General features: G+C 72.9%; 19 protein-coding genes. 12 read left to right on the top strand and 7 right to left on the bottom strand.

The window, feature by feature from the left end; genetic code table 11:
* Positions 1 to 570: 570 nt before the first annotated feature.
* From ACH5AO_RS04210 to ACH5AO_RS04200, 3 genes are all read right to left on the bottom strand, one after another.
* Complete coding sequence (locus ACH5AO_RS04210) at positions 571 to 1860, bottom strand: citrate synthase (RefSeq protein ID WP_351996261.1); 1290 nt, start codon at positions 1858 to 1860, stop codon at positions 571 to 573.
* A gap of 232 nt (positions 1861 to 2092) precedes the next feature.
* Positions 2093 to 4366, bottom strand: a complete 2274-nt coding sequence (locus ACH5AO_RS04205) for an ATP-dependent RecD-like DNA helicase (RefSeq protein WP_398921579.1) — start codon at positions 4364 to 4366, stop codon at positions 2093 to 2095.
* A gap of 135 nt (positions 4367 to 4501) precedes the next feature.
* Positions 4502 to 4984, bottom strand: a complete 483-nt coding sequence (locus tag ACH5AO_RS04200) for a hypothetical protein (RefSeq protein WP_398921577.1) — start codon at positions 4982 to 4984, stop codon at positions 4502 to 4504.
* A gap of 303 nt (positions 4985 to 5287) precedes the next feature.
* On the opposite strand from ACH5AO_RS04200, the gene ACH5AO_RS04195 reads away from it, so the two are divergent.
* The 6 genes from ACH5AO_RS04195 (at position 5288) to ACH5AO_RS04170 (ending at position 12396) form a co-directional block, all read left to right on the top strand.
* Positions 5288 to 6331: a LacI family DNA-binding transcriptional regulator gene (locus ACH5AO_RS04195; protein ID WP_398921575.1), complete on the top strand. Its 1044-nt coding sequence runs from the start codon at positions 5288 to 5290 to the stop codon at positions 6329 to 6331.
* Positions 6328 to 7857: a sugar ABC transporter ATP-binding protein gene (locus ACH5AO_RS04190; protein ID WP_398921573.1), complete on the top strand. Its 1530-nt coding sequence runs from the start codon at positions 6328 to 6330 to the stop codon at positions 7855 to 7857. The genes ACH5AO_RS04195 and ACH5AO_RS04190 overlap by 4 nt, the downstream gene beginning before the upstream one ends.
* Positions 7847 to 9796, top strand: a complete 1950-nt coding sequence (locus ACH5AO_RS04185) for a substrate-binding domain-containing protein (RefSeq protein ID WP_398921571.1) — start codon at positions 7847 to 7849, stop codon at positions 9794 to 9796. Before ACH5AO_RS04190 ends, ACH5AO_RS04185 begins: the two co-directional genes overlap by 11 nt.
* 23 nt (positions 9797 to 9819) lie before the next feature.
* Complete coding sequence (locus tag ACH5AO_RS04180; protein ID WP_398921569.1) at positions 9820 to 10791, top strand: ribokinase; 972 nt, start codon at positions 9820 to 9822, stop codon at positions 10789 to 10791.
* Positions 10788 to 11177, top strand: a complete 390-nt coding sequence (gene rbsD / locus ACH5AO_RS04175; RefSeq protein WP_398921567.1) for a D-ribose pyranase — start codon at positions 10788 to 10790, stop codon at positions 11175 to 11177. Before ACH5AO_RS04180 ends, rbsD begins: the two co-directional genes overlap by 4 nt.
* 247 nt (positions 11178 to 11424) lie before the next feature.
* Complete coding sequence (locus ACH5AO_RS04170; protein ID WP_398921998.1) at positions 11425 to 12396, top strand: helix-turn-helix domain-containing protein; 972 nt, start codon at positions 11425 to 11427, stop codon at positions 12394 to 12396.
* A gap of 379 nt (positions 12397 to 12775) precedes the next feature.
* Here the strand turns inward: ACH5AO_RS04170 and ACH5AO_RS04165 are convergent, their stop codons facing one another.
* From ACH5AO_RS04165 to ACH5AO_RS04155, 3 genes are read right to left on the bottom strand one after another with little or no spacing between them, the layout of a single operon-like run.
* Positions 12776 to 13573: a sugar phosphate isomerase/epimerase family protein gene (locus tag ACH5AO_RS04165; RefSeq protein WP_398921996.1), complete on the bottom strand. Its 798-nt coding sequence runs from the start codon at positions 13571 to 13573 to the stop codon at positions 12776 to 12778.
* A gap of 32 nt (positions 13574 to 13605) precedes the next feature.
* The gene (locus tag ACH5AO_RS04160; RefSeq protein WP_398921565.1) at positions 13606 to 14760 is read right to left on the bottom strand and encodes a dihydrodipicolinate synthase family protein; all 1155 of its coding nucleotides are present in this window, start codon (positions 14758 to 14760) and stop codon (positions 13606 to 13608) included.
* Entirely contained in the window at positions 14757 to 15908 is a 1152-nt protein-coding gene (locus tag ACH5AO_RS04155; protein WP_398921563.1) for a Gfo/Idh/MocA family protein, read from the bottom strand. Before ACH5AO_RS04155 ends, ACH5AO_RS04160 begins: the two co-directional genes overlap by 4 nt.
* A gap of 249 nt (positions 15909 to 16157) precedes the next feature.
* Between ACH5AO_RS04155 and ACH5AO_RS04150 the strand changes: the two genes are divergently transcribed.
* From ACH5AO_RS04150 to ACH5AO_RS04140, 3 genes are all read left to right on the top strand, one after another.
* Entirely contained in the window at positions 16158 to 17204 is a 1047-nt protein-coding gene (locus ACH5AO_RS04150; RefSeq protein ID WP_398921561.1) for a LacI family DNA-binding transcriptional regulator, read from the top strand.
* A gap of 349 nt (positions 17205 to 17553) precedes the next feature.
* A complete protein-coding gene (locus tag ACH5AO_RS04145; RefSeq protein WP_398921559.1) occupies positions 17554 to 18351 on the top strand; it encodes a sugar phosphate isomerase/epimerase family protein in 798 nt (265 codons plus the stop codon).
* Positions 18352 to 18444: 93 nt separating this feature from the next.
* Positions 18445 to 19683, top strand: a complete 1239-nt coding sequence (locus ACH5AO_RS04140; RefSeq protein WP_398921557.1) for an MFS transporter — start codon at positions 18445 to 18447, stop codon at positions 19681 to 19683.
* Between the two features lie 235 nt (positions 19684 to 19918).
* On the opposite strand, the gene ACH5AO_RS04135 is transcribed toward ACH5AO_RS04140, so the two are convergent.
* The gene (locus ACH5AO_RS04135; protein ID WP_398921556.1) at positions 19919 to 20851 is read right to left on the bottom strand and encodes an EamA family transporter; all 933 of its coding nucleotides are present in this window, start codon (positions 20849 to 20851) and stop codon (positions 19919 to 19921) included.
* Between the two features lie 90 nt (positions 20852 to 20941).
* Between ACH5AO_RS04135 and ACH5AO_RS04130 the strand changes: the two genes are divergently transcribed.
* From ACH5AO_RS04130 to ACH5AO_RS04120, 3 genes are all read left to right on the top strand, one after another.
* Positions 20942 to 21859 carry a LysR family transcriptional regulator gene (locus ACH5AO_RS04130; RefSeq protein ID WP_398921554.1) on the top strand — a complete coding sequence of 306 codons (918 nt, stop codon included), beginning with the start codon at positions 20942 to 20944 and terminating at the stop codon, positions 21857 to 21859.
* Positions 21860 to 22197: 338 nt separating this feature from the next.
* Positions 22198 to 24051: a glycoside hydrolase family 3 protein gene (locus ACH5AO_RS04125; protein ID WP_398921552.1), complete on the top strand. Its 1854-nt coding sequence runs from the start codon at positions 22198 to 22200 to the stop codon at positions 24049 to 24051.
* Between the two features lie 148 nt (positions 24052 to 24199).
* On the top strand, positions 24200 to 24850 hold the full coding sequence (locus ACH5AO_RS04120; protein ID WP_398921551.1) for a hypothetical protein: 651 nt from the start codon (positions 24200 to 24202) through the stop codon (positions 24848 to 24850).
* Positions 24851 to 24857: the final 7 nt, after the last annotated feature.

Here is a 24857-nt window from a genome sequence, read left to right as displayed (position 1 = left end):
CCGACACGTGCGCTGTCCCGGCAGACCGCACATCGACGAGGACGACGGGTTCAGGTCCGTCCGTGCTCGCACAGCGATTCAGGCGCTGTCCTCATAGACGCCCGGCCGGATCCCGTGGGGGGAATCCGCACCGGGACATGGGAAGGCGCCCCGGTTCGGCGGCCCGTGGGGGGACCGTCGACCGGGGCGCCTTCTTCTTCGCTGCCGTGCGACACACTCACAGGAGTGCGGGCTCGCGTGTGGCCGGGCAACACACCCGAAGGGCCCGCGGGCCGCACGCGGACGGTGCGACCCGCCCAGGGCCGCGGGCAGGTGCGCGACGCGCCTTCAGGCCGTGAGGCCGCGGGCGGGCGCGCAACGCACCTTCAGACCGTGAGGCCGTGCGCGGGTGCGCGACGCGCCTTCAGACGGTGAGGCCGTGCGCGGGCGTACGACACCCTCGGGGGCGCGGGGCTGTACCTACATGCGGCTCCGCCGCGTGGGCGCGAGCGGCCCGCAGGCCGGCCCGCGGTCGCCCACGCTCCTTCAGCGACGAGCCGGCAGGCGCGTCGCGCGCCCCACCGGCAGGTGTCAGCGCTCCTCGACCGGGACGAAGTCGCGCTCGACGACGCCCGTGTAGATCTGGCGCGGGCGGCCGATGCGGGAACCCGGCTCCTTGATCATCTCGTGCCACTGGGCGATCCAGCCCGGAAGGCGGCCGAGGGCGAACAGGACCGTGAACATCTCGGTCGGGAAGCCCATGGCCCGGTAGATCAGGCCGGTGTAGAAGTCGACGTTCGGGTAGAGGCTGCGCGAGACGAAGTAGTCGTCGGAGAGCGCGTGCTCCTCCAGCTTCAGCGCGATGTCCAGCAGCTCGTCGGACTTGCCGAGGGCGGACAGCACATCGTGCGCGGCGGCCTTGATGATCTTGGCGCGCGGGTCGAAGTTCTTGTAGACCCGGTGGCCGAAGCCCATCAGGCGGACGCCGTCCTCCTTGTTCTTCACCTTGCGGATGAAGGAGTCGACGTCGCCGCCGGCGTCGCGGATGCCCTCCAGCATCTCCAGCACCGACTGGTTGGCACCGCCGTGCAGCGGGCCCCACAGCGCGTTGATGCCCGCGGAGATCGAGGCGAACATGTTCGCCTGCGAGGAGCCGACCAGGCGGACCGTGGAGGTCGAACAGTTCTGCTCGTGGTCCGCGTGCAGGATCAGCAGCTTGTCCAGGGCGGCGACGACCGTCGGGTCGAGCTCGTACTCCTGCGCCGGGACCGAGAACGTCATGCGCAGGAAGTTCTCGACGTAGCCGAGGTCGTTGCGCGGGTAGACGAACGGGTGACCGACCGACTTCTTGTACGCGTACGCCGCGATCGTCGGGAGCTTGGCGAGCAGCCGGATCGTGGAGAGGTTGCGCTGCTGCTCGTCGAACGGGTTGTGGCTGTCCTGGTAGAACGTCGACAGCGCGGAGACGACCGACGACAGCATGGCCATCGGGTGGGCGTCGCGCGGGAAGCCCTTGTAGAAGTTCTTGACGTCCTCGTGCAGCAGGGTGTGCTGCGTGATCTCGCCCTTGAACGCGGACAGTTCGTCGACGGTCGGCAGCTCGCCGTTGATCAGCAGGTAGGCGACCTCCAGGAAGGTGGAGCGCTCGGCCAGCTGCTCGATCGGGTAGCCGCGGTACCGGAGGATGCCGGCCTCGCCGTCCAGGTAGGTGATGGCGGATTTATAGGCGGCGGTGTTGCCGTAGCCGCTGTCCAGTGTCACCAGACCGGTCTGTGCGCGGAGCTTCCCGATGTCGAAGCCCTTGTCGCCGACGGTGCTGTCGATCACCGGGTAGGTGTACTCGCTGCCGTCGTACCGCAGTACTACAGAGTTGTCGCTCACGTCTTCCCTCACCGACCTAGTGCCTCATCTTCGAGGTGCCCTGACTGTCTCCACCATCCCCCACTCGGCGCAGGAGAGTGCACTCGGGGTCGACCATCGGGCCTATTGGCGGCACTGAGTGCCGTCAACTTGCCCATCCTGCCCCCTGTGTCCCCCATCCGGAAGTGCTCTGTGACCTTCGTGACTCATTTGATCGATCATTTTTTGGTGACGGGCCGCTCACGGGGACGGCTCAGGGGTGTGAGAGGCGGGAACCGGCGAGGCGGAAGTCCAGCGCCGTGCACCGGCGGCCCGCCGAGACCGTGCGCACCGCCTGCCCGATCGCCTTGCGGGAGCCGACGAGGACGACCAGCCGCTTGGCCCGGGTGACCGCCGTGTACAGCAGGTTGCGCTGGAGCATCATCCAGGCGCCCGTGGTCACCGGGATGACGACCGCCGGGTACTCGCTGCCCTGGGAACGGTGGATGGTCACGGCGTAGGCGTGCGCCAGCTCGTCCAGCTCGTCGAAGTCGTAGCCCACCTCCTCGTCCTCGTCGGTCAGCACCGTCAGGCGCTGGTCGACCGGGTCGAGGGCGGTGACCACGCCCACGGTGCCGTTGAAGACGCCGTTCTCCCCCTTCTCGTAATTGTTGCGGATCTGGGTGACCTTGTCGCCGACGCGGAAGACCCGGCCGCCGAACCGCTTCTCGGCGAGGTCGGGGCGGCCGGGGGTGATGGCCTGCTGGAGCAGCCCGTTGAGCGTGCCCGCGCCGGCCGGGCCCCGGTGCATGGGTGCGAGGACCTGCACGTCCCGGCGGGGGTCGAGGCCGAACTTGGCCGGGATGCGCCGGGCGGCCACGTCGACGGTGAGCCGGCCCGCCTCCTCGGTGTCGTCCTCGACGAAGAGGAAGAAGTCCTTCATGCCGTCGGTGACGGGGTGCTGCCCGGCGTTGATCCGGTGGGCGTTGGTCACCACGCCGGACTGCTGGGCCTGGCGGAAGACGCGGGTGAGCCGGACGGCGGGGACGGGGCCGCCGTCGGCCAGGAGGTCGCGCAGGACCTCCCCCGCGCCGACGCTGGGCAGCTGGTCGACGTCGCCGACGAAGAGCAGGTGAGCGCCCGGGGGCACCGCCTTGACCAGCTTGTTCGCGAGGAGGAGGTCCAGCATGGACGCCTCGTCGACCACCACCAGGTCGGCGTCGAGCGGGCGGTCCCGGTCGTAGGCGGCGTCGCCGCCGGGCTTGAGCTCGAGGAGGCGGTGGACGGTGGAGGCCTCGGCCCCGGTCAGCTCGGCGAGCCGCTTGGCGGCGCGGCCGGTCGGGGCGGCGAGGACCACCTTGGCCTTCTTGGCGCGGGCCAGCTCCACGATGGACCGGACGGTGAAGGACTTGCCGCAGCCGGGCCCGCCGGTGAGGACGGCGACCTTCTCGCTCAGCGCCAGCTTGACGGCGGCCTCCTGCTCGGGGGCGAGGTCGGTGCCGGTACGGTCCTTCAGCCAGCCGAGCGCCTTGTCCCAGGCCACGTCCCGGAAGGCCGGCATCCGGTCCTCATCGGTGCGGAGCAGGCGCTGCAACTGGGCGGCCAGGGCCAGCTCTGCACGGTGGAAGGGGACGAGGTAGACGGCGGTGACGGGGTCGCCGCCGTCGGGGGCGGGCACTTTCTCCCGTACGACGCCGGGGTCCTCGCCGTCCTCCTCCGGCTCGGCGGCGAGTTCGGCGAGGCACTCGATGACCAGGCCGGTGTCCACCTGGAGCAGCTTCACCGCGTCGGCGATCAGCTTCTCCTCGGGGAGGTAGCAGTGCCCCTGGTCGGTGGCCTGCGAGAGGGCGTACTGCAGGCCGGCCTTCACCCGGTCGGGGCTGTCGTGCGGGATGCCGACGGACTGGGCGATCTTGTCGGCGGTGAGGAAGCCGATGCCCCAGACGTCGGCGGCGAGCCGGTACGGCTGGTTCTTCACCACGGAGATCGAGGCGTCGCCGTACTTCTTGTAGATGCGCACGGCGATGGAGGTGGACACCTCCACGGTCTGGAGGAAGAGCATGACCTCCTTGATCGCCTTCTGCTCCTCCCAGGCGTCGGCGATCTTCTTGGTCCGCTTGGGCCCGAGCCCGGGGACCTCGATGAGGCGCTTGGGCTCCTCCTCGATGACGGTGAGGGTGTCGACGCCGAAGTGCTGCGTGATGCGGTCGGCGAAGACCGGCCCGATGCCCTTGACGAGGCCGGAGCCGAGGTAACGCCGGATGCCCTGCACGGTGGCGGGCAGCACGGTCGTGTAGTTCTCGACGTGGAACTGCTTGCCGTACTGGGGATGCGATCCCCAGCGCCCCTCCATCCGCAGGGACTCCCCCACCTGAGCGCCGAGCAGCGCGCCGACGACGGTGAGCAGGTCACCGGCGCCCCTGCCGGTGTCGACGCGGGCGACCGTGTAGCCGTTCTCCTCGTTGGCGTACGTGATGCGCTCCAGCACACCTTCGAGGGTGGCGAGCCGGCGTTCACCGGGGGCGGCGGCTGCGGACTGGTTGGGCATGATCCGACGGTACCCGTGGGGTGTGACAGGGCGGGGCGTTCCCCGGGCACACAAGAGGCCGCCGGGCAGGAGTCCAGCACGCCGGGGCCGCCTCCGTGGCGTGCGGGACGTGTTCCTCGATCCCCGAAGCCGCGCTCAGGGCGTGAAGACAGTGAGGCCACGCGCGGCGGGCCGGTGTGTCTGCTGGGTTCGGACCAGTGTGGCCGCCGCAGCGGCGATGAAGACGAGCTGCAGCAGAGTGCGCCGGCCGAGCGGGTCTCCCTGGGCCACGCCCCTGCGGGCGGCCGAGACGTTCGCCGGGAACATCGCGATCATCAGCAGGATGAGCCCACCGGCCGCCCAGCGAGCGGTCGCCGGAATCAGCAGGCCGACCATCCCGGCCACTTCGAGCAGACCGGTGACGGTCACCAGCAGGTCCGCACGGGGCATCCACGGCGGCACCATGCCGATGAGTTCGGACCGCAGCCGGGGTACGAAGTGCGCGAGCGAGGTGAGCAGGAACATCGTCACCAGCCCGGCCCTCAAGGCGGGCTGCCACCCGTCGAGAGCGTCCACACCGATCAGCCCTGCGAGACGGGCCCCCGTGAATCCCACCACCAGCGCGATCAGCGGTTCCACAGCGTGTCTCCCTTCCCTCCGCACGCGGGCTCCCGCCGGCCGGAACGCCATGCTCCCCGTGATCCACTCCACCACCACGACCGGCCTCCCGCCACTCGGGACGGACCCCGGGGATCCCGTCGGCCGCGTCGTCGCCCCTCATCCCGCACGCCATTACGCCGCCGGTCCGTCACGCCATGCGCGCACCCACTCGCCCGTCCCGGTCACGATTGAGTTTCGGACACCCCGCACCCTCTTGCCAGCCGCCCGTGTAATCGTTTCCAATCCTCCGTGTAATCGATTCCACAAGGAGGTGGAACGGCGATGGCGAGCATCAAGGACGTCGCCGCCGAGGCGGGACTGTCCGTCGCCACGGTGTCGCGGGTGCTGAACGACCACCCGTCGGTCAGCGAGGACGCGCGCCGGCGGGTGACGGCCGCCGTCGAGGCGCTGGGCTACCGCCCGAACGCCGTCGCCCGCTCCCTGCGCACCGACCAGACCCGCACCCTCGGGCTGGTCATCAGCGACGTGATGAACCCGTACTTCACCGAGCTGGCCCGCTCCGTCGAGGAGGAGGCCCGCGCGCTCGGGTACAGCGTGATCATCGGCAACGCCGACGAGCGGCCCGATCTCCAGGACCACCACGTGACGACGCTGCTGGACCGCCGTATCGACGGGCTGCTCGTCTCCCCCACCGACGGCGGGTCGCCTGGCATGCTGGCCGCCGCCCGTGCGGGCACGCCCATGGTCTTCGTCGACCGGTGGATCCCCGGTGTGGACGTGCCCGTCGTCAGGTCGGACGGGCGGGGCGCCGTACGGGACCTGGTCGCGCACCTGTACGGGCTCGGGCACCGGCGGCTCGCGATCATCGCCGGGCCCGCCGCCACGACCACCGGCCGCGAGCGCGTGGACGCCTTCCGGGAGGCGCTCGGCGCGTACGGGCTCCCCCTTCCCGACGCCTACATCGGCCAGGGCGACTTCCAGGCCGACAGCGGGCGCCGGGTCACCGAGGGCTTCCTCGGCCTGCCCGAGCCGCCCGAGGTCGTGTTCGCCGCCGACAACCTGATGGCGCTCGGCGCGCTGGACGCCGTACGGGCGCGCGGGCTGCGGGTGCCCGACGACATCGCGCTGGCCGCGTTCGACGACATCCCCTGGTTCGTGCACACCGATCCGCCGGTCACCGCGATCGCCCAGCCGACCGGCGCGCTGGGGCGGGCCGCCGTGCGCGCGCTCGTCGACCGGATCGAGGGGAGACCCGGCGCGTCCGTCACCCTCCCCGCCCGGCTCGTCGTACGCCGCTCGTGCGGTGAGCCGGCGCCCCCGCAGTCCCCCGCACCACAGTCCCCCGTACGAAGGAGTACGTCGTGAGCAGCCCGGACGAGTTGCTGCGCATCGAGGGCATCCGCAAGACCTTCCCGGGCGTGGTCGCGCTCGACAGCGTCGACTTCGACCTGCGCCGGGGAGAGGTGCACGTGCTCCTCGGTGAGAACGGCGCCGGCAAGAGCACGCTGATCAAGATGCTCTCCGGTGCCTACACGCCCGACGCCGGCCGGATCACGGTCGGCGGCGAGGAGGTGCGCATCCACGGTGCGCAGGACTCCGAGCGGCTCGGGATCGCCACCATCTACCAGGAGTTCAACCTGGTCCCCGATCTGACGGTCGCCGAGAACATCTTCCTCGGGCGGCAGCCGCGCCGCCTCGGGATGATCGACCGCAAGAGGATGGACGCCGACGCCGAGGTGCTGCTGAAGCGCGTCGGGGTCGACGTGTCCCCCCGGGCCCGCGTGCGTGAGCTCGGTATCGCGCGGCTCCAGATGGTCGAGATCGCCAAGGCGCTCAGCCTGGACGCGCGGGTGCTCATCATGGACGAGCCGACCGCCGTGCTGACCTCCGAGGAGGTCGAGAAGCTGTTCGCGATCGTGCGGCGGCTGCGCGAGGACGGCGTCGGGATCGTGTTCATCACCCACCATCTGGAGGAGATCGCCGCCCTCGGCGACCGGGTCACCGTGATCCGGGACGGCCGCAGCGTCGGGCAGGTGCCCGCCGCCACGCCCGAGGACGAACTCGTACGGCTCATGATCGGGCGGTCGATCGAACAGCAGTACCCGCGCGAGCGCGCCGAGGCCGGTGACGCGCTGCTGAAGGTGGAGGGGCTCACCCGGGACGGCGTCTTCCACGACGTGAGCTTCGAGGTGCGGGCCGGTGAGGTCGTCGGCATCGCGGGGCTCGTCGGGGCCGGGCGGACGGAGGTGGTCCGGGCGGTGTTCGGGGCCGACCCGTACGACGCCGGGACCGTGCACGTCGCGGGGGCGCCGCTGCGCCGGCACGACGTGAACGCCGCCATGGCGGCCGGGATCGGGCTGGTGCCCGAGGACCGCAAGGGTCAAGGGCTCGTCCTCGACGCCTCCGTCGAGGAGAACCTCGGCCTGGTCACCCTCCGGTCCGCCACCCGCGCGGGGCTCGTCGACCTCAAGGGGCAGCACGAGGCCGCCGAGCGGATCGCCGGGCAGCTCGGCGTGCGGATGGCCGGGCTCGGCCAGCACGTGCGGACGCTCTCCGGCGGCAACCAGCAGAAGGTCGTCATCGGCAAGTGGCTGCTGGCGAACACCAAGGTGCTCATCCTCGACGAGCCGACGCGCGGCATCGACGTCGGCGCGAAGGTCGAGATCTACCAGCTGATCAACGAACTGACGGCCGCCGGTGCCGCCGTGCTCATGATCTCCAGCGATCTGCCGGAGGTGCTCGGCATGAGCGACCGGGTGGTCGTCATGGCGCAGGGGCGCGTCGCGGGCGAACTCCCCGCCGACGAGGCCACCCAGGACGCCGTGATGGCCCTCGCCGTCAGCACCACCACTCCCCACAGCAACGGAACGGAGGCCTCCCGTGGCCACTGACACGCTCAAGGGCGCGCAGGGCGGCGCCACGGCCGGCCTGCGCCGCCTGCTCCTCGACAACGGCGCGCTGACCGCGCTGATCGTCCTCGTCATCGCCATGTCGGCGCTGTCCGGGGACTTCCTGACCGCCGACAACCTCCTCAACGTCGGCGTCCAGGCCGCCGTGACCGCGATCCTCGCCTTCGGCGTCACCTTCGTGATCGTCTCGGCGGGCATCGACCTGTCGGTCGGCTCGGTCGCCGCGCTGTCCGCGACCGTGCTGGCGTGGAGCGCGACCGAGGCCGGGATCCCGGTCCCCCTGGCCGTCCTCCTCGCCGTCGCGACGGGCATCGCCTGCGGTCTGGTGAACGGCTTCCTCATCTCGTACGGGAAGCTGCCGCCGTTCATCGCGACGCTCGCCATGCTGTCGGTGGGGCGCGGTCTGTCGCTCGTCATCTCGCAGGGCTCGCCGATCGCCTTCCCGGACTCGGTCTCCCACCTGGGTGACACGCTGGGCGGCTGGCTGCCGGTGCCGGTGCTCGTGATGGTCGTCATGGGGCTGCTCACCGCCTTCGTGCTCGGCCGGACGTACATCGGCCGCTCCATGTACGCCATCGGCGGCAACGAGGAGGCCGCGCGCCTGTCCGGCCTGCGGGTGAAGCGGCAGAAGCTCGCCATCTACGCCTTCTCCGGGCTGTTCGCCGCCGCCGCGGGCATCGTGCTCGCCTCCCGGCTGGCCTCCGCGCAGCCGCAGGCCGCGCAGGGCTACGAGCTGGACGCGATCGCCGCCGTCGTCATCGGCGGCGCCTCCCTCGCGGGCGGCACCGGCAAGGCGTCGGGCACGCTGATCGGCGCGCTGATCCTCGCGGTGCTGCGCAACGGGCTCAACCTGCTGTCCGTCTCCGCGTTCTGGCAGCAGGTCGTCATCGGTGTCGTCATCGCGCTGGCCGTCCTCTTCGACACGCTGCGCCGCAAGGCGGGCGCGACCACCCCGGCCGCCGGGGCGTCCGGAGGCGGGAACAAGGGCAGGCAGGCACTGACGTACGTCATCGCGGCGGTCGTCGCCGTCGCGGTCGTCGGCGCGACCTCGCTGCTGCACAACGGGTCGTCCGCCGGGAAGACGCAGAGGATCGGTCTGTCGCTGTCGACGCTCAACAACCCGTTCTTCGTGCAGATCCGCGCCGGCGCCGAGGAGGAGGCGAAGAAGCTGGGCGTGGACCTGACGGTCACGGACGCGCAGAACGACGCCTCCCAGCAGGCCAACCAGCTGCAGAACTTCACCAGCGGCTCGCTCTCCGCGGTCGTCGTCAACCCGGTGGACTCCGACGCCGCCGCTCCCGCCGTGCGCGGCGCGAACAAGGCCGGCATCCCGGTCGTCGCCGTGGACCGCGGGGTCAACGACGCGGACACGGCCGCGCTGGTCGCCTCCGACAACGTCGAGGGCGGCGCGCTGGGCGCGAAGGCGCTCGCCGAGAAGCTCGGCGGCAAGGGCACCATCGTCATCCTCCAGGGGCAGGCCGGCACCTCCGCCAGCCGCGAGCGCGGCGCGGGCTTCGCCGAAGGACTGAAGGACTACCCGGGCATCAAGGTCGTCGCCGAGCAGCCCGCGGACTTCGACCGCACCAAGGGCCTGGACGTGATGACGAACCTGCTCCAGGCGCACCCCGACATCGACGGTGTCTTCGCCGAGAACGACGAGATGGCGCTCGGCGCGATCAAGGCGCTCGGCGCGAAGGCCGGGAAGTCGGTCCAGGTCGTCGGGTTCGACGGTACGCCGGACGGGCTGAAGGCGGTCGAGGCCGGCACGTTGTACGCGTCCGTCGCGCAGCAGCCGTCGGAACTCGGCAGGATCGCGGTACGGAACGCGCTGCGGGCCGCCGAGGAGAAGAAGGTGGAGAACACGGTGAAGGTGCCGGTGAAGGTGGTCACCCAGGACAACGTGGCCGGCTTCGAGGGCTGACGCCGGGATCGGGGAGCGATTTCATGTACGACTACGACCTCCTGGTCGTCGGATCGGCCAACGCCGACCTGGTGATCGGGGTCGAGCGCCGGCCCGGCGCCGGGGAGACGGTGCTCGGTTCCGACCTGGCCGTCCACCCGGGCGGCAAGGGCGCGAACCAGGCGGTCGCGGCCGCCCGGCTCGGTGCCCGTACGGCCCTGCTTGCGCGGGTCGGCGACGACGGGCACGGGCGGCTGCTGCTGGACTCGCAGCGGGCGGCCGGGGTGGACACGGTGGGCGTGCTGGTGGGCGGGGCGCCCACCGGGGTCGCGCTGATCACGGTGGACCCGTCGGGGGACAACAGCATCGTCGTCTCGCCGGGCGCCAACGGCCGGCTGACACCGGCGGACGTGCGGGCGGCCGGGAGCCTGTTCCACGCCTCCCGGGTGATCTCCGCGCAGTTGGAGATCCCGCTGGAGACGGTGGTGGAGGTGGTGCGGAGCCTGGTGCCGGGCAGCCGGTTCGTGCTGAACCCGTCCCCGCCGCGCCCGCTCCCGGCGGAGGTGCTGGCGGCCTGCGACCCGCTGATCGTCAACGAGCACGAGGCGAAGGTGATCCTGGGCGACGACGCCGGGGCGGGTGACAAGCCCGAGGAGTGGGCGCGGCTGCTGCTGGCGAGGGGCCCGCGGTCGGTGGTGGTGACGCTGGGCGGCGAGGGGGCGCTGGTGGCCTCCGCCGACGGGGTGGCCCGGGTGCCGTCCGTCGAGGTGCGCGCCGTGGACACCACCGGGGCGGGGGACGCGTTCACCGCCGCGCTGGCCTGGCGCCTCGGCGCGGGCGAGCCGCTCGCCGGGGCGGCGGCGTACGCGGCCCGGGTGGGGGCGGCGACGGTCACCAAGGAGGGCGCGCAGGTGTCCTTCCCGACGGCGGCGGAGGTCGCGGCGGTGGGTTGTGCCGGTCCCGGCCGGGGGCCGGACAGCGCGTCCGGGGCGGATCGGGAAGGCGGCGCCCGGTGAAGAAGCACGGAATCCTGAACCGGCACCTCGCCGGCGCCCTGGCCGAGCTCGGGCACGGCGACGGGGTGCTGGTGTGCGACGCCGGGATGCCGATCCCCGGCGGGCCGCGCGTGGTGGACCTGGCGTTCCGCGCGGGGGTGCCGTCGTTCGCGGAGGTGCTGGAGGGGCTGCTGGAGGAACTGGTCGTCGAGGGCGCCACGGCCGCGTCCGAGGTGCGGGAGGCCAACCCGGCGGCGGCCCGGCTCCTGTCGGACCGCCTCCCCGGCCTCGGCCTGGTCCCGCACGAGCGGCTCAAGGAGCTGAGCGCGGACGCGCGGCTCGTCGTCCGCACCGGCGAGGCACGGCCGTACGCGAACGTGCTGCTGCGCTGCGGGGTGTTCTTCTAGCGACGCCCGGTACGGGACGCGTACGCACTTCGAGGGGGCCCGGTCCGTCGACCGGGCCCCCTCGTCCCTCCCCGTCAGGACCCCTCAAGTCCCCCCGGGTCCCCTCCCGGAAGTCCTGACGCCGAGTAGGACCCGCGGGGTGCGGGGACGGTTGCGTGATCTCCGCGGAATTTTTCCGGTTCCGGTTGCCTACGATGTCCTCCTGGGCAGGATGCGGTCGTCCGGTACGCGGTGGGGGCGTGTGGCGATGCTGGTGCAGGAGTTCCGGACCGAGGTGGTGCCGCCCGCCGAGCGGTGGGATCTGTGGCAGGACGTGTCCACCCAGACGCATGTGCCCAATGTGCTGCGCAGTGAGCGCAGCGACGACTTCCGGGCCACGATGCGGGTGCTGCCGCTGGGGGACGTGCAGATCGCCGAGCTGGACATGCCGCACCTGGACACCGTGCGCACACCGCGCTCCATCCGGCGCTTCGACCCCGAGGTCCTCCAGATCGACTGTCAGCTCGCCGGCGACGGCGGTCTGGCGCAGGACGGCACGGAGGCGGCGTTCGAGGCGGGCCACCTCATCATGGCCGACAGCAGCCTCCCCTACGACGCCCGGATCAACCGCACGTCGCAGCGGTCCACGACGGTGATCGTCAGCATGCCCCGGGCCCGGCTGCCGCTGCCCCCGCGCGCGCTGCGCCGCCTGCTGGCGGTGCCGGTGCGGCTGGACCACGGCATGGGCGGGTCGCTGCACCGCTGGATCGTCGACGTCACCCGGCGGGCCGACGAGTTCACCGACGCGGACGTGCCGGTGCTGGCCTCGGTGACCACCGATCTGCTCGCCTCCGTGCTGGGCGGCTGCGTGGACCTGGAGGACGCGCTGCCGCCGGAGTCCCGCCGGCGCGCCCTGCGCACCCGGATCCGGGACTTCATCGACCGGAACCTGGGCGATCCGTCGCTGTCCCCGGCGACCGTCGCGGCGGCCCACGGCATCTCGGTGCGGCATCTGCACCAGCTGTTCGCGGCGGAGGGCGAGACCCCGGCGGCCTGGATCCGCCACCGCCGTCTGGAGCGGTGCCGCCGTGACCTGGCCGACCCCCGGCTGCGGGGCCGCTCCGTCCACGCGATCGCCGCGCGGTGGGGCTTCACCGACGCGGCCACCTTCAGCCGCGTCTTCCGGCGTGCGTACGGCATGACGCCGACGGACCACCGCCATCACCACGCGGGCCCATAGGGGGAAGTGTTCCGTCCTGGTTCCGGGTTCCGTCCTGGTTCCGTGTTCCGTCCTGGTTCCGTGTTCCGTCCTGCCGGAATCGACAAGAAACCTGCACGGATGGTCAAGGATTCACCTGTTCGATGGGCGCATGCTGGTGCCCGTGCACAGTGGGGGCTGTGCACCAGCGGGGAGCAGGGGGGAAGCAGCGTGCGGTGCCGGCGAACGTCGGCGTCCGGTCCGGCACCGCACGGCTTGCGCTCCGCGCGGGACGGCAGGGCACGGGAAGACCTCTCCCCAGAGTTTTTCCCGTGTCCCGCGCCTCCGTGCCCCGCGCCTCCGTGCCCCGCGCCTCCGTGCCCCGCGCCTCAGCGGCCCGCGCCTCGGTGCGCGGGGAACCTCATCCCGCGTGTTCCACGAACCGTGCCGCCGTCTCGGCGAGGACCTCGCGGCCGTCACGGGCCCACAGGGCGTCGTTGAAGAGTTCGACCTCGATGGGGCCGGTGTAGCCGGCCGCCTCCACGTACCCCTTCCACTCCCGCATGTCGACCGCGCCGTCGCCGATCTGACCGCGGCCGTTGAGGACGCCTTCGGGCAGCGGGGTGGTCCAGTCGGCGAGCTGGAAGGTGTGGATGCGGCCCTGGGCACCCGCGCGGGCGATCTGCGCGGGGGCCAGGTCGTCCCACCAGATGTGGTACGTGTCGACCGTGACGCCGACCTGGTGGGCGGGGAAGCGCTCCGCGATGTCCAGGGCCTGCGCGAGCGTCGAGACCACGCAGCGGTCGGAGGCGAACATGGGGTGCAGCGGCTCGATGGCCAGTCTCACCCCGTGCTCCTCGGCGTAGGGGCCGAGTTCGGCGAGCGCGTCGGCGATGCGCTCGCGGGCGGCGCGCAGGTCCTTGGAACCGGCCGGGAGGCCGCCCGAGACCAGGACCAGGGTGTCGGTGCCGAGGGTGGCCGCCTCGTCGACGGCGCGGCGGTTGTCCGCCAGGGCGGCGGCCCGCTCGCCGGGGTCGGTCGCGGTGAGGAAGCCGCCCCGGCACAGCGTCGTCACCGTCAGGCCCGCGTCGCGGACCAGTTTCGCGGCCGCCTCCACGCCGTACGCCTGGACGGGTTCGCGCCACAGGCCGACGCCCGGGACGCCCAGGTCCCGGCAGGCGTCGACGAGTTCCGGCAGCGAGAGTTGCCGGACCGTCATCTGGTTGATGCTGAAGCGGGTGAGGTCGGCGGTCACGGGGTCACTCCGTACAGGTGCAGCAGGGTCCTCATGCGGTCCTCGGCGAGCTTGGGGTCGGGGAACAGGCCGAGGCCGTCGGCGAGTTCGTAGGCGCGGGCGAAGTGCGGCAGGGAGCGTGCCGACTGCAGGCCGCCGACCATCGTGAAGTGGGACTGGTGGCCGGCCAGCCAGGCCAGGAGGACCACGCCCGTCTTGTAGAAGCGGGTGGGGGCCTGGAAGAGGTGGCGGGAGAGCGCGACGGTGGGGTCGAGGAGGGCGCGGAAGCCCTCCGTGTTCCCGGTGTCGAGGACGCGGACCGCCTCCGCCGCGAGCGGGCCGAGCGGGTCGAAGATGCCGAGCAGGGCGTGGCTGAAGCCCTGTTCGTCGCCGGCGATCAGCTCGGGATAGTGGAAGTCGTCGCCGGTGTAGCAGCGCACGCCCTGCGGGAGGCGGCGGCGCAGGTCGACCTCGCGCCGGGCGTCGAGGAGGGAGACCTTGATGCCGTCGACCTTGTCGGGGTGGGCGGCGATGACCTGCAGGAAGGTGTCGGTGGCCGCGTCGAGGTCGGAGGAGCCCCAGTACCCCTCGAGGGCCGGGTCGAACATCGGGCCGAGCCAGTGCAGGATCACCGGTTCGGCGGCCTGGCGGAGCAGGTGGCCGTAGACCTCCAGGTAGTCCTCCGGGCCCCGCGCCGTCGCGGCCAGGGCGCGGGACGCCATCAGGATGGCCTGCGCGCCGGACTCCTCGACGAGCGCGAGCTGTTCCTCGTAGGCCGCGCGGACCTCGGCGAGGGTGGCGGCGGCGGTGAGCTGGTCCGTTCCCACGCCGCAGGCGATGCGGCCGCCGACGGCCTTCGCCTCGGCGGCGGAGCGGCGGATCAGCTCGGCCGCGCCCGCCCAGTCCAGGCCCATGCCGCGCTGCGCGGTGTCCATGGCCTCGGCGACGCCCAGGCCGTGCGACCACAGGTGGCGGCGGAAGGCGAGGGTGGCGTCCCAGTCGACGGCGGCCGGTGAGTCGGGGGTGGTGTCGGCGTACGGGTCGGCGACGACGTGCGCGGCCGAGAAGACCGTACGGGAGGTGAAAGCGCTTCCCGGAGTGACGGCGAGGGGCTCGGTGCGGGGCTCGTAGGCGCGCAGGGTGCCGTTCGCGTCGGGCAGGTGGAGGGTCACAGCGCGATCTCCGGGACGTCGAGGCGGCGGCCCTCGGCCGAGGACCTCAGGCCCAGCTCGGCGAGCTGGACACCGCGGGCGCCGGCCAGCAGGTCCCAGTGGTAGGGGGCGCCGGCGTAGACGTGGCGCAGGAACAGCTCCCACTGGGCCTTGAAGCCGTTGTCGAACGCGCCGTTGTCCGGGACCTCCTGCCACTGGTCGCGGAAGACCTCGGTGGCGGGGATGTCCGGGTTCCAGACCGGCTTGGGGGTGGCGGAGCGGTGCTGGACGCGGCAGCCCCGCAGTCCCGCGACGGCGGAGCCCTCGGTGCCGTCGACCTGGAACTCGACGAGTTCGTCGCGGTGGACGCGGACCGCCCAGGAGGAGTTGATCTGGGCGATGGCGCCGCCCTCGAGCTCGAAGACGCCGTAGGCGGCGTCGTCGGCGGTGGCGTCGTAGGGCTTGCCGTTCTCGTCCCAGCGCTGCGGGATGTGGGTGGCGGTGAGGGCCTGGACGGACCTCACGCGGCCGAACAGCTCGTGCAGCACGTACTCCCAGTGCGGGAACATGTCGACGACGATGCCGCCGCCGTCCTCGCTGCGGTAGTTCCAGGACGGGCGCTGGGCCTCCTGCCAGTCGCCCTCGAAGACCCAGTAGCCGAACTCGCCGCGCACGGAGAGGATCCGGCCGAAGAAGCCGCCGTCGATGAGGCGCTTCAGCTTGAGCAGGCCGGGGAGGAAGAGCTTGTCCTGGACGACGCCGTGCTTGATACCGGCCGCGTTCGCCAGGCGGGCGAGTTCCAGGGCGCCGTCGAGGCCGGTGGCGGTGGGCTTCTCGGTGTAGACGTGCTTGCCGGCGGCGATCGCCTTCTTGATCGCCTCCTCGCGGGCCGAGGTGACCTGGGCGTCGAAGTAGATGTCGACGTCGTCGTCGGCGAGGACGGCGTCCAGGTCCGTCGAGACGTGCTCGAGTCCGTGCCGTTCGGCCAGCGCCCTCAGCGCGTGCTCGCGGCGGCCGACCAGGACCGGCTCCGGCCACAGCACGGTGCCGTCACCGAGGTCGAGGCCGCCCTGCTCGCGCAGGGCCAGGATGGAGCGGACGAGGTGCTGGCGGTAGCCCATGCGCCCGGTCACGCCGTTCATGGCGATACGCACCGTCTTGCGTGTCACGTCATTCCCTTCGTACGCGGTTCGCGCGCCGCGTACGCCCCACTGGTGAGCGTGACAGCAAGCGCTTTCTATGTACGTAGAAGCTAGCCTCTGGACAGCGGTGCGGACAAGACCACGGCGAACCCGAGTTGTTCGAGGGGGCGAACAGTCGGTCGGATGGCCGTAGGGTCTGGTCGGAACCACGGGTGTGGGCGTGGGTGTGGGTGTGTACGACGGCGTACGGCGAACGTGCGAGGCGGAGGACGAGACATGACGGTGACCCTGGCGGACGTGGCGGCTCGCGCGCAGGTCTCCCCCGCGACGGTGTCGCGCGTGCTCAACGGGAACTATCCCGTGGCCGCGTCCACCCGTGAACGGGTGCTGAAGGCCGTGGACGAGCTGGACTACGTCCTCAACGGCCCCGCGAGCGCCCTGGCCGCCGCCACCTCCGACCTGGTGGGCATCCTGGTGAACGACATCGCCGACCCGTTCTTCGGGCTCATGGCGAGCGCGATCCAGGCGGAGATCGGCGGGCCGGGCGGGCGCGCGGGCGGGGAGAGACTCGCGGTCGTGTGCAACACGGGCGGCTCGCCCGAACGCGAACTGACCTATCTCACGCTGCTCCAGCGGCAGCGGGCGGCGGCGGTGGTGCTGACCGGCGGCGCGATCGAGGACGCGCCGCACAAGGCGGCCATGGACGCGAAGCTGCGGAAGCTGGCGGACGCCGGGACCCGGGTGGTGCTGTGCGGCCGGCCGCCGGCACCGGAGACCGGGGCGATCGCGCTGACCTTCGACAACCGGGGCGGCGGGCGGGAACTCACCGAGCACCTCATCGGGCTGGGGCACCGGCGGCTGGCGTACATCGCGGGCCCCCGGGAACGCACCACCACCCGTCACCGGCTGGAGGGACACCGGGACGCGCTGGCCGCGCACGGCATCGAGGAGGACCCGCGGTGGACGGTCCACGGCCGGTACGACCGGCGGTCGGGGTACGAGGCGACGCTCGAACTCCTGCGCCGTGATCCGTCGTTGACCGCCGTCGTCGCCGCGAACGACTCCGTCGCGCTGGGGGCGTGCGCGGCGCTGCGGGAGTCGGGGCTGCGGATCCCGGACGACGTGTCGGTGGCCGGGTTCGACGACCTGCCGTTCAGCATCGACGCGGTGCCGGCGCTGACGACGGTGCGGTTGCCGCTGGCGGAGGCGGGGGCTCGGGCGGGGCGGATCGCGATGGGGCGGGAGGAGGCGCCGCACGGGGGGATCGCGTCGGTGCGGGGGGAGTTGATGGTGCGGGGGTCCACGGCGGGGCCGCGGGACTGATCGGACCTCGGTCCGGGGTCTTGCACCGCCGGTGCGGGTTCGTTTGGGTTCTGCGCAGTTCCCCGCGCCCCTGGAAAGGTGCGGCTCCGTCGGGGGATTCGCGCAGTTCCCCGCGCCCCTGAAAAGGTGCGTCGTCAAGCGCGGGTCCGTGGGGGCTGTTCGCCGGATTCTTCGTGACTCCGGCGCGGGCACCTCCTCAGGGGCGCGGGGAACTGCGCGACAAGCCACGACGGACCCGCACCCGACCGAAGGTCTCCCAGGGTCGCGGCGAACCCCTGCGGATTCGCGACGCCGACACCACGGTGAGGGAGAGGAGTCGGTCCGGGCGACGCGGGTAGGGTCCGGTTTCATGAAGCTGGCGTTCTCCACCCTCGGCGTCCCCGGGTTGCCCCTCACCGACGTGCTGGGCCTCGCGACCACGCACGGCTATCACGGTGTCGAGCTGCGCGCCCACCCCGAGGAACCCGTCCATCCGGGGCTCGGCCCCGCCGAACGCGCCGACGCGGCCGCCGCGTTCAAGGCGGCCGGCGTGGAGGTCCTGGGCCTCGCCGGGTACGCCCGGGTCGCCGCGCCCGGCGAGGACGAGCCCGTCCTCGCCGAGATCCGCGCCCTCCTCGACCTCGCCCGGGACCTCGGCGCCCCCTTCGTCCGGGTCTTCCCCGGCGGCGGCGAGCAGAGCCCCGAGGAGGCGGACGCGACGGCCGCCCGCCGGCTGGGCACGGCCGCCGAGTACGCCGCCGACCTGGGCGTACGGATCCTGCTGGAGACCCACGACTCGCACCGTACCGGCGCCGACGCGATCAGGGTCCTCGGCCTGGTCGGCCACCGTCAGGTGGGCGCCCTGTGGGACGTGATGCACACCTGGCTCGGCGGCGAACAGCCCGCCGAGAGCCACGCGGCCCTCTCCCCGCACCTCGGCTACGTCCAGGTCAAGGACATCGCCTCCGCCGACGACACGACGCCGTTGCCGCTCGGCGCGGGCGTCCTCCCGCTGGCGGACTGCGTGGAGGTCCTCTCCCGCCACGACTGGGACGGCTGGCTCTGCTGGGAGTACGAGAAGCGCTGGTACGCCGACGCCGCCCCGCTGCCCGGCCTGCTCACCCCCGGCCGGGAGCACCTGACCCGGCTGCTGAACGAGTCGGCCTGACCGGCCGCGGAAATTCACTGGCCGGGGCGGCCGGCGTCCGGTTAGCGTCCCCTCCATGCCTCAGTACGCCCGCCGCTCCTCCGCCATGCCCTCATGAGCCTGTCGCGCACGTTCATCGACGTGCGTCCCCTGCGTACCTCGCCGGTCTTCCGGCGTCTGCTGATCGGGCGGACGGTGTCCACGCTCGGCGGCTTCATGACCATGGTCACCGTCATGTACCAGGTCTGGGAGATGACGCACAGCGCGGCCTGGAGCGGCGCGGTGGGGCTCGCCCAGGCGGTGCCGCTGGTCTGCTTCGGCCTGTTCGCCGGGGCCTGGGTGGACCGGGGGGACCGGCGCCGGATCTTCCTGGCGGCGACGGTGGGCCAGGCGCTGTGCTCACTGCTGCTGGCGGTCCAGGGGTTCACCGGGAACGTGCCGGTGGCCGGTGTGCTCGCCCTGGTCGCCGCCCAGTCCGCCTGCGCGGCGGTCGGTGGTCCGGCGGCCGGTGTGTTCGTCCCCCGGCTGCTGCCCAAGGAGCAGGTGGCCTCCGGACTGGCGCTCTACCAGGTCACCGGTCAGGCGATGATGCTCCTCGGCCCCGCGCTCGGGGGCCTGCTGCTCGGCTGGTTCGGCATCGGCGTCTGCTATCTGCTCGACGCGCTGAGCTTCCTGCTGTCCTTCTACGGCGCGTTCGGTCTGCCCGCGCTGCCACCCGAGGGCGAGCCGTCCCGCGCGGGGCTGCACGGGGTGCTGGACGGGCTGCGCTTCCTGGCCGGCCACCGGGTGGTGCGCGGTGCGCTCGTCACCGACCTCGCCGCCACCGTCCTGTCGATGCCGGCCAGCCTGTTCCCGCTGATCAACGACGAACGGTTCGGCGGTGATCCGCGCACGCTGGGCCTGTTCCTGTCGGCGATCGCGATCGGCGGCGTGCTGGCGTCCGCGCTGTCCGGGGCGGTGACCCACCTGGGCCGTCCCGGCCTCGTGATGCTGTGCGGGGCCGGCGTGTGGGGTGCCGCGCTGGCCTCGTTCGGCGTCATGAGCAGCCCCTGGGTCGGTCTGGGGCTGCTGGTCGTGGCCGGTGGGGCCGACGCCCTGTCGGTGCTCTCCCGCACCACGATCGTGCAGACCCGTACGCCCGACGCCCTGCTGGGCCGGGTCACGGCCGCCGAGCAGATCGTCGGGCAGGCCGGCCCGCACCTCGGCAACATGCGCGCGGGGCTGGTGGCCGGCGCGACGTCCGGTGTGACGGCGCTGGTGACGGGCGGGCTCCTGTGCGTGGTCGCGGTGGTGTACGTGGGGGTGAGTACGCCGGAGCTGCGTGAGAGGGCTCCCGCGCCGGAGGCGCCCTGACCCTCCGGGGGTGGGGTGGCTGGAAGGCTCGGGGTGGTGGTGTCGTGGGGCGGGTGCGGGTGCGTCGTGGTTGGTCGCGCCCACGCGGCGGAGCCGCGGATGTCACAGCCCCGTGCCCCTGAGGAACGCTCCGCTCCCCGGCGTGTCCCGAAACCCTCCGTTCCGGCCGGTGGTGGACCTCCGGCCGGTCCTCCCCCGTGACCGAGCGGACCACCGAGTCGCACGGGCGGTCCCCTCACCCGCCGACCGGGGAGTCCTCCGTACGCGCCCCCGTCCGGTGAACGGGTTTCACCGCCGGCACCGCCACCGGCCGCCGCCGCAAGGTCACCGAGGCCAGCGCCACCCCGCCCACCAGCAGTGCCGCCGCGCACCAGCGCAGCGGGGTCACCGGCTCGCCCAGGAACAGCGCGGCCGACGACATGCCGAAGACCGGGACCAGCAGGGAGAAGGGCGCGACCGTGGAGGCGGGGTGGCGGCGCAGCAGCCAGCCCCAGGCGCCGAAGCCGAACACCGTGGCGACCCAGGCGACGAAGAGCACCGTGCCCGCGCCCTGCCAGTCCAGGCCGCGCAGGGCGTCGAGGTCCCGTGACGGGCCCTCGAGGAGCAGGGAGAGGCCCAGCAGCGGAAGTACCGGCACCGTGCTCACCCAGATCATGAAGTTCAGGGCGTCGGGGGGTGCCGCCTTGCGGGTGAGGATGTTGGAGACGCCCCAGCAGGCCGCCGCCGCGACGACCAGGGCGAAGCCGAGCAGCGGCCCGGAGGTGCCCTCGTCGACCGCGGCCACGCCGATCCCGGCCAGCGCCACCGCCATGCCCACCAGCCGTACGCGCGAGGGGCGTTCGCCGAGGAGCGCGAAGGCGAACAGGGCGGTGAACACCGCCTGGATCTGGAGCACCAGCGAGGACAGTCCGCCCGGCATCCCCGCGTCCATGCCGACGAACAGCAGCCCGAACTTGGCCACCCCCAGCGCCAGTCCCACCCCCACGATCCACTTCCACGCCACCTTGGGCCGTCCCACGAGGAACACCGCGGGCAGCGCCGCCACCAGGAAGCGCAGGGCGGAGAAGAGCAGCGGCGGGAAGTGGCCGAGCCCGATCTCGATGACGGTGAAGTTCACTCCCCACACGGCGGTGACGAGGACGGCGAGGAACAGGTGGGAAGGGCGCATGCGTCGAGGATCGCCGCCCACCACACTTCAGCACCAGCGATGATTCCTGCATGGTTGGATGAAGCATTACTAACCGATCGGGGAGCCGTCATGCTCGACCTCCAGCGGCTGCGCGCCCTGCACGCCGTCTCCGTCCACGGCACCGTCGGCGCCGCCGCCGTGGCGCTCGGCTACACCTCGTCCGCCGTCTCCCAGCAGATCGCCAAGCTGGAGCGGGAGACGCGGACGGTGCTGCTGGAGCGGGAGGGCCGGGGCGTGCGGCTGACCGACGAGGCGCATCAGCTGGTGCGCGCCGCGCGGGAGCTGCTCGCCATCGTGGAGCGGGCGGAGACCGAGCTGGAGGAGCGGCGCGGAGTGCCGGCCGGGCGGCTGACCGTCGCCGCGTTCGCGTCGGCGGCGCGCGGGCTGATGCCGTCCGTCCTGGCCGACCTGGCCCGCCGGCATCCCACGCTGGACACGCGGCTCACCGAGATCGACCCCCATCTCTCGGTGGACCTGGTCGCCAAGGGCGCGGTCGACCTCGTCGTCGCGCACGACTGGGACATCGCGCCGCTGCCCGCTCCGGCGGGCGTGGAGCAGGCGGTCATCGGGGACGACCTGTGCGATCTGCTGGTGCCCGAGGGGCACCGGTTCGCGGGGCGTACGGCGGTACGGCGGGAGGAACTGGGCGGTGAGCGGTGGATCTGCCAGCCGCCGGGGCGGGTCTGCCACGAGTGGCTGGTGCGCACCCTGCGCACGGCCGGGCACGAGCCGGAGATCGTCCACCAGGCCGACGAGAACCCGACCCTGGTCGCCCTGGTCGCCGCCGGGCTCGGCATCGCGCTGATCCCCCGGCTGGGGCGCGGCCCGCTGCCCGCCGGGGTGGTGGAGGTGCCGCTCGACCCCGTGCCCGTACGGCGGCTGTACGCGCTGTGGCGCACCGGGGCGGCCCGCCGCCCGGCGATCGCGGAGACCGTCCGCGCGCTGGGCGCGCACTGGCCCGGAGTGTCGGCCCGCACGCCCCGCTGACCCCCACCGGCCCCTCGGTTCCCGATTTCGGGGAACACGCCCCGGGCGGGGAACCCGTCCCCGCCTCCGTCCGTCCCATGTGCGGCTGCCGGATGAGTCTCCGTGGCGCGGTGTCGGCTCTCGCTGCTGGCTGCGATCGCTGACCACCCCTCTCCGCCGTGCCGCGGCCGGCAGCACGCCGTCATCGGCGCGCCCCCTCCCTTTGCGCCGATGACGGCCCCTCCCGGTTGCCGCGCACGCCCTTGACTGGCAGAAACTTCCCGGATATTGGTGGCTTCCCGGCAGTTTCCTTCAAGCGGATCCCCGGTCCCCGCGGATCACCTTCCAAAGGAGCGCACGTGCCCGACAGCAGTACCGGCAACGCCGGAAGCACGGGATGCACCGCACGTCCGTCCAGACGCGCCGTCCTCGCCGCGACGGCGGGCGTCACCACCGCCCTCGCGGCCGGCGGCACCGCCCACGCGGCCGGCGGCCCGTCCGCGCACGACGACAGGAGGCTGCGCGCCCTCGTCTCGCGCATGACGCTGGAGGAGAAGGTCGGCCAGCTGTTCGTGACGCGGGTCTACGGCCACTCCGCCACCGACCCGGACCAGGCCGACGTCGACGCCAACCTGAAGGAGATCGGCGTCCGCACGGCCGCCGAACTGCTCGCCAGGTACCGGGTCGGCGGCATCATCTACTTCACCTGGGCGCACAACACCCGCGACCCGCACCAGATCGCCGACCTGTCCAACGGCATCCAGAAGGCGTCCCTCGGTCTGGAGCGCGGGCTGCCCGTGCTGATCTCCACCGACCAGGAGCACGGCATCGTGGCCCGCGTCGGCGAACCCGCCACCCTGTTCCCCGGCGCGATGGCCGTCGGCGCGGGCGGTTCCCGTTCCGACGCCCGGACCCTCGGCCGGATCGCGGGCCGTGAACTGCGTGCCCTGGGCATCCGCCAGAACTACTCCCCGGTGGCCGACGTCAACGTCGACCCGGCCAACCCCGTCATCGGCGTCCGTTCCTTCGGCGCCGACCCGCGGGCCGTCGCGGAGCTCGTCGCGGCGGAGGTCGAGGGCTACGAGTCGTCCCGCGTCGCCGCGACGGCCAAGCACTTCCCCGGACACGGCGACACGGTCACCGACAGCCACGCCGAGCTGCCGTACATCCACCACACCCGCGAGGAGTGGGAGCGGCTGGACGCGCCGCCGTTCCGGGCCGCGATCGGCGCGGGCATCGACTCCGTCATGACCGCGCACATCGTCGTCCCGGCCCTCGACGCCTCCGAGGACCCGGCCACCCTCTCCCGCCCCATCCTCACCGGCATCCTGCGCGAGGAGCTGGGCTACGACGGGGTCGTGGTCACCGACTCGCTCGGCATGGAGGGCGTCCGCACGAAGTACGGCGACGACCGGGTGCCGGTGCTGGCGCTGAAGGCGGGCGTGGACCAGCTGCTCAACCCGCCCTCCCTGGACGTCGCCTGGCACGCGGTCCTGAACGCCGTGCGCGACGGCGAGCTGACCGAGGAGCGGCTCGACGAGTCGGTCCTGCGGGTGCTGCGGCTGAAGGCGGGACTGGGCCTGTTCGAGGACCCGTACGTCTCGCACGCCGGGGTCGACCGCACCGTCGGCACCCGTGCGCACCTGGCCGCCGCCGACCGGATCGCCGAGCGCACCACCACCCTGCTGGTCAACGAGGGCGGCCTGCTGCCGCTGTCCCGGCGCCGGCAGCCGAGGCTGCTGGTGACCGGCGCCGACCCCGCCTCCCCGTCCGGTACGACGGGGCCGCCGACCGGGGTGCTCGCGGACGCCCTGACCGGGCTGGGCTTCACGGCCACCGCCCTGCCCACCGGCACGGCACCGTCCGCCGCCACCGTCGCCGAGGCGGTCGCGGCGGCCCGGGACGTGGACGCGGTGGTCGTCGGGACGTACAACGTCGACGCGGCGAGCAGCCAGAAGACGCTGGTCGAGCAGTTGCTGGCGACCGGGAGGCCGGTGGTGGCGGTCGCGATCCGCAACCCCTACGACGTGGCCCACCTGCCCGGCGTGGCGGCGTGCCTGGCGACGTACTCCTGGACCGACGTCGAACTGCGGGCGGCCGCACGGGTGATCGCGGGCGCGGTGGACCCGCGCGGGACGCTGCCGGTGCCGGTACCGCGGGCGGACGACCCGACGGCGGTGCTGTACCCCGTCGGGCACGGGCTGACCTACTAGCCGCCGCGCACGGGCACCGCTTCTCCCCCGTCGGACGTAGCGCCCGTACGTCACACACCCGACGCACCACCCCCAAGGTGCGCAAACCGTCCTGTATGTCTGGCGTGACCCGGCGGACCGGGTCACGCTGGACGGGGTGTCCGGGGGGATGACGATGCACGTGGGAAACGGGTGGGGGACGCGCGCCGCGCTCGCGGCGGCGGCCGTGGTGCTGCTCACCGGCTGCCGGGGCGCGCCGGGCGGCGCCGCCGAGGAGGACCTCCGGCCGGACGGGCGGCGCACGGCGACGCCGACGGCGGTCCCGCCGTCCGGGTACGGGGCGGTGTTCCTCGCGGTCGACGAGTGCAGCTCCTTCGGCCGGACCAGCTTCACCGAGGTGTCCTGCGGGAGCGAGCGGGCGGCGGCCCGGGTCGTGGCCCGCCACGACGGGACCGTGCGCGACGGGCCGCGCTGCCCGGCCACCACCGACTTCGTGCTGCACATCAGCGAGCGGCGCCCCTCCTCCGACGAGGACGGCGACGGTTCGGTGCCGCGCGGCTACGCCTGCATGCGCCACCTCCAGCCGCCGCACCCCGGGGACCCCGGCGGCGGGGGCGGGCCGCGCACCATCGTCGGCGACTGCGTCTACGACCTGGGCGACGGCAAGGTCCGCGAGACGGCGTGCGACGGCAGCGGCGAGCGGAGACCGGAGTTCGAGGTGACGAAGGCCGTGGACGCCCGGTCGAAGTGTCCGGAGTCCACGGCCCTCTACGTCCGGCTCGGCGGGGCCACCCCGGTGGGCTGCGCCCGCCCGGTGTAGTCCCGCG

Origin of the sequence: Streptomyces sp. NPDC018964 (assembly GCF_044390325.1) — a bacterium.
GTDB lineage: Bacteria > Actinomycetota > Actinomycetes > Streptomycetales > Streptomycetaceae > Streptomyces.
Note: the sequence above shows the minus strand (reverse complement) of the source record. Positions and strands in the feature narration are given on the sequence as shown.